The 4,916-nt window shown below is 52.1% G+C and carries 2 tRNA genes and 2 rRNA genes; all 4 read right to left on the bottom strand.

The window, feature by feature from the left end:
- Positions 1-2,700, bottom strand: a 23S ribosomal RNA gene (locus BLS61_RS23245); the annotation flags it as partial.
- Positions 2,701-2,946: 246 nt separating this feature from the next.
- A tRNA-Ala gene (locus BLS61_RS23240) sits at positions 2,947-3,022 on the bottom strand.
- A gap of 20 nt (positions 3,023-3,042) precedes the next feature.
- Positions 3,043-3,119 (bottom strand) — tRNA-Ile (locus tag BLS61_RS23235).
- Positions 3,120-3,207: 88 nt separating this feature from the next.
- Positions 3,208-4,743: ribosomal RNA gene (locus tag BLS61_RS23230) — 16S ribosomal RNA — on the bottom strand.
- Positions 4,744-4,916: the final 173 nt, after the last annotated feature.

Below are 4,916 nucleotides of genomic sequence, written 5' to 3'. Positions count from 1 at the left end.
TGCCACTGGCGTGACAACCGGAACACCAGAGGTTCGTCCAACCCGGTCCTCTCGTACTAAGGTCAGCCCCTCTCAAATCTCAAACGTCCACGGCAGATAGGGACCGAACTGTCTCACGACGTTCTAAACCCAGCTCGCGTACCACTTTAAATGGCGAACAGCCATACCCTTGGGACCGGCTTCAGCCCCAGGATGTGATGAGCCGACATCGAGGTGCCAAACACCGCCGTCGATATGAACTCTTGGGCGGTATCAGCCTGTTATCCCCGGAGTACCTTTTATCCGTTGAGCGATGGCCCTTCCATACAGAACCACCGGATCACTAAGACCTACTTTCGTACCTGCTCGACGTGTCTGTCTCGCAGTCAAGCGCGCTTTTGCCTTTATACTCTACGACCGATTTCCGACCGGTCTGAGCGCACCTTCGTACTCCTCCGTTACTCTTTGGGAGGAGACCGCCCCAGTCAAACTACCCACCATACACTGTCCTCGACCCGGATGACGGGCCAGAGTTAGAACCTCAAGGTTGCCAGGGTGGTATTTCAAGGATGGCTCCATGAGAACTGGCGTCCCCACTTCAAAGCCTCCCACCTATCCTACACAAGCAAGCTCAAAGTCCAGTGCAAAGCTATAGTAAAGGTTCACGGGGTCTTTCCGTCTAGCCGCGGATACACTGCATCTTCACAGCGATTTCAATTTCACTGAGTCTCGGGTGGAGACAGCGCCGCCATCGTTACGCCATTCGTGCAGGTCGGAACTTACCCGACAAGGAATTTCGCTACCTTAGGACCGTTATAGTTACGGCCGCCGTTTACCGGGGCTTCGATCAAGAGCTTCGCTTGCGCTAACCCCATCAATTAACCTTCCGGCACCGGGCAGGCGTCACACCCTATACGTCCACTTTCGTGTTTGCAGAGTGCTGTGTTTTTAATAAACAGTCGCAGCGGCCTGGTATCTTCGACCGGCATGGGCTTACGTAGTAAATACTTCACCCTCACCGGCGCACCTTCTCCCGAAGTTACGGTGCCATTTTGCCTAGTTCCTTCACCCGAGTTCTCTCAAGCGCCTTGGTATTCTCTACCTAACCACCTGTGTCGGTTTGGGGTACGGTTCCTAGTTACCTGAAGCTTAGAAGCTTTTCCTGGAAGCATGGCATCAACCACTTCGCATTCTAAAAGAACGCTCGTCATCAGCTCTCGGCCTTGATCTCCCGGATTTACCTAAGAAACCAGCCTACCACCTTAAACACGGACAACCAACGCCGTGCTGGCCTAGCCTTCTCCGTCCCTCCATCGCAGTAACTAGAAGTACGGGAATATTAACCCGTTTCCCATCGACTACGCATTTCTGCCTCGCCTTAGGGGCCGACTAACCCTGCGTCGATTAACGTTGCGCAGGAAACCTTGGTCTTTCGGCGTGCGAGTTTTTCACTCGCATTGTCGTTACTCATGTCAGCATTCGCACTTCTGATACCTCCAGCAAGCTTCTCAACTCACCTTCACAGGCTTACAGAACGCTCCTCTACCGCTCATCCAAAGGATGAACCCGTAGCTTCGGTGTATGGTTTGAGCCCCGTTACATCTTCCGCGCAGGCCGACTCGACTAGTGAGCTATTACGCTTTCTTTAAAGGATGGCTGCTTCTAAGCCAACCTCCTAGCTGTCTAAGCCTTCCCACATCGTTTCCCACTTAACCATAACTTTGGGACCTTAGCTGACGGTCTGGGTTGTTTCCCTTTTCACGACGGACGTTAGCACCCGCCGTGTGTCTCCCGTGCTGACACTTGCTGGTATTCGGAGTTTGCATCGGTTTGGTAAGTCGGGATGACCCCCTAGCCGAAACAGTGCTCTACCCCCAGCAGTGATACACGAGGCGCTACCTAAATAGCTTTCGAGGAGAACCAGCTATCTCCGAGCTTGATTAGCCTTTCACTCCGATCCACAGGTCATCCGCTAACTTTTCAACGGTAGTCGGTTCGGTCCTCCAGTCAGTGTTACCTAACCTTCAACCTGCCCATGGATAGATCGCCCGGTTTCGGGTCTATACCCAGCGACTAAAGCGCCCTATTAAGACTCGCTTTCGCTACGCCTCCCCTATTCGGTTAAGCTCGCCACTGAATATAAGTCGCTGACCCATTATACAAAAGGTACGCAGTCACCCAACAAAGTAGGCTCCCACTGCTTGTACGCATACGGTTTCAGGTTCTATTTCACTCCCCTCTCCGGGGTTCTTTTCGCCTTTCCCTCACGGTACTGGTTCACTATCGGTCAGTCAGTAGTATTTAGCCTTGGAGGATGGTCCCCCCATGTTCAGACAAGGTTTCTCGTGCCCCGTCCTACTCGATTTCATTGATAAGAGCGTTTCGTGTACGGGGCTATCACCCACTACGGCGGCACTTTCCAGAGCCTTCCACTACACTCAAATCAACTTAAGGGCTAGTCCCCGTTCGCTCGCCACTACTTAGGGAATCTCGGTTGATTTCTTTTCCTCAGGGTACTTAGATGTTTCAGTTCCCCTGGTTCGCCTCTTGCACCTATGGATTCAGTACAAGATACCTAGGTTATCCTAGGTGGGTTCCCCCATTCAGAGATCTCTGGATCACAGTCTGTTTGCCGACTCCCCAAAGCTTTTCGCAGGCTACCACGTCTTTCATCGCCTCTGACTGCCAAGGCATCCACCGTATGCGCTTCTTCACTTGACCATATAACCCCAAGCAATCTGGTTACTGTCTCAATCGTGAAGACGACATTCGCCGAAAATTTGCGTCTTGAGAACTACAAATTTTGCCTTGATTAACAACGTGCAGTGAAACACGTCGTTAGTCACTTCTATCACATATCCAAATTTTTAAAGAACGATTTTCTTACCGGTCAAAAGACCAGAAATCAGCACTCGACAGGATCACCCTGAAGCGCTCATTTCTGAACTCTCTACGATCAAGCTGTAATGGTGGAGCCAAGCGGGATCGAACCGCTGACCTCCTGCGTGCAAAGCAGGCGCTCTCCCAGCTGAGCTATGGCCCCGTAAGCATCTGCACCAAAATTGGTAGGTCTGGGCAGATTTGAACTGCCGACCTCACCCTTATCAGGGGTGCGCTCTAACCAACTGAGCTACAGACCTATAACAGGGTCGCCGCGTTACAGCATCGTCTTCTACAGTGAATCAAGCAATTCGTGTGGGAGCTTATGAAGAAGCTGATGTCTTCGATTAAGGAGGTGATCCAGCCGCAGGTTCCCCTACGGCTACCTTGTTACGACTTCACCCCAGTCATGAATCACTCCGTGGTAACCGTCCCCCCGAAGGTTAGACTAGCTACTTCTGGAGCAACCCACTCCCATGGTGTGACGGGCGGTGTGTACAAGGCCCGGGAACGTATTCACCGTGACATTCTGATTCACGATTACTAGCGATTCCGACTTCACGCAGTCGAGTTGCAGACTGCGATCCGGACTACGATCGGTTTTATGGGATTAGCTCCACCTCGCGGCTTGGCAACCCTTTGTACCGACCATTGTAGCACGTGTGTAGCCCTGGCCGTAAGGGCCATGATGACTTGACGTCATCCCCACCTTCCTCCGGTTTGTCACCGGCAGTCTCCTTAGAGTGCCCACCCGAGGTGCTGGTAACTAAGGACAAGGGTTGCGCTCGTTACGGGACTTAACCCAACATCTCACGACACGAGCTGACGACAGCCATGCAGCACCTGTGTCTGAGTTCCCGAAGGCACCAATCCATCTCTGGAAAGTTCTCAGCATGTCAAGGCCAGGTAAGGTTCTTCGCGTTGCTTCGAATTAAACCACATGCTCCACCGCTTGTGCGGGCCCCCGTCAATTCATTTGAGTTTTAACCTTGCGGCCGTACTCCCCAGGCGGTCAACTTAATGCGTTAGCTGCGCCACTAAAATCTCAAGGATTCCAACGGCTAGTTGACATCGTTTACGGCGTGGACTACCAGGGTATCTAATCCTGTTTGCTCCCCACGCTTTCGCACCTCAGTGTCAGTATCAGTCCAGGTGGTCGCCTTCGCCACTGGTGTTCCTTCCTATATCTACGCATTTCACCGCTACACAGGAAATTCCACCACCCTCTACCGTACTCTAGTCATGCAGTTTTGGAGGCAGTTCCCAGGTTGAGCCCGGGGATTTCACCTCCAACTTACAAAACCACCTACGCGCGCTTTACGCCCAGTAATTCCGATTAACGCTTGCACCCTTCGTATTACCGCGGCTGCTGGCACGAAGTTAGCCGGTGCTTATTCTGTTGGTAACGTCAAAACTGCAGGGTATTAACCAGCAGCCCTTCCTCCCAACTTAAAGTGCTTTACAATCCGAAGACCTTCTTCACACACGCGGCATGGCTGGATCAGGCTTTCGCCCATTGTCCAATATTCCCCACTGCTGCCTCCCGTAGGAGTCTGGACCGTGTCTCAGTTCCAGTGTGACTGATCATCCTCTCAGACCAGTTACGGATCGTCGCCTTGGTGAGCCATTACCTCACCAACTAGCTAATCCGACCTAGGCTCATCTGATAGCGCAAGGCCCGAAGGTCCCCTGCTTTCTCCCGTAGGACGTATGCGGTATTAGCGTTCCTTTCGGAACGTTATCCCCCACTACCAGGCAGATTCCTAGGCATTACTCACCCGTCCGCCGCTAAATCAGGGAGCAAGCTCCCCTCATCCGCTCGACTTGCATGTGTTAGGCCTGCCGCCAGCGTTCAATCTGAGCCATGATCAAACTCTTCAGTTCAATACTGCTTGGGTTTTGAGAAAACCCTAAACTTGGCTCAGCAATCGCAAATCTCTTACTTAAAAGAGTAACTCTCGAATTCACGAGTGTTGCTTTGTGATGCTGATAATCTGTCGACTATCAGTCTTACCTCACAAGCACCCACACGAATTGCTTGATTCAGTTGTTAAAGA

This window comes from Ectopseudomonas guguanensis (genome assembly GCF_900104265.1).
Lineage (GTDB): Bacteria > Pseudomonadota > Gammaproteobacteria > Pseudomonadales > Pseudomonadaceae > Aquipseudomonas > Aquipseudomonas guguanensis.
This window is presented reverse-complemented; position numbering and strand designations above follow the sequence as displayed.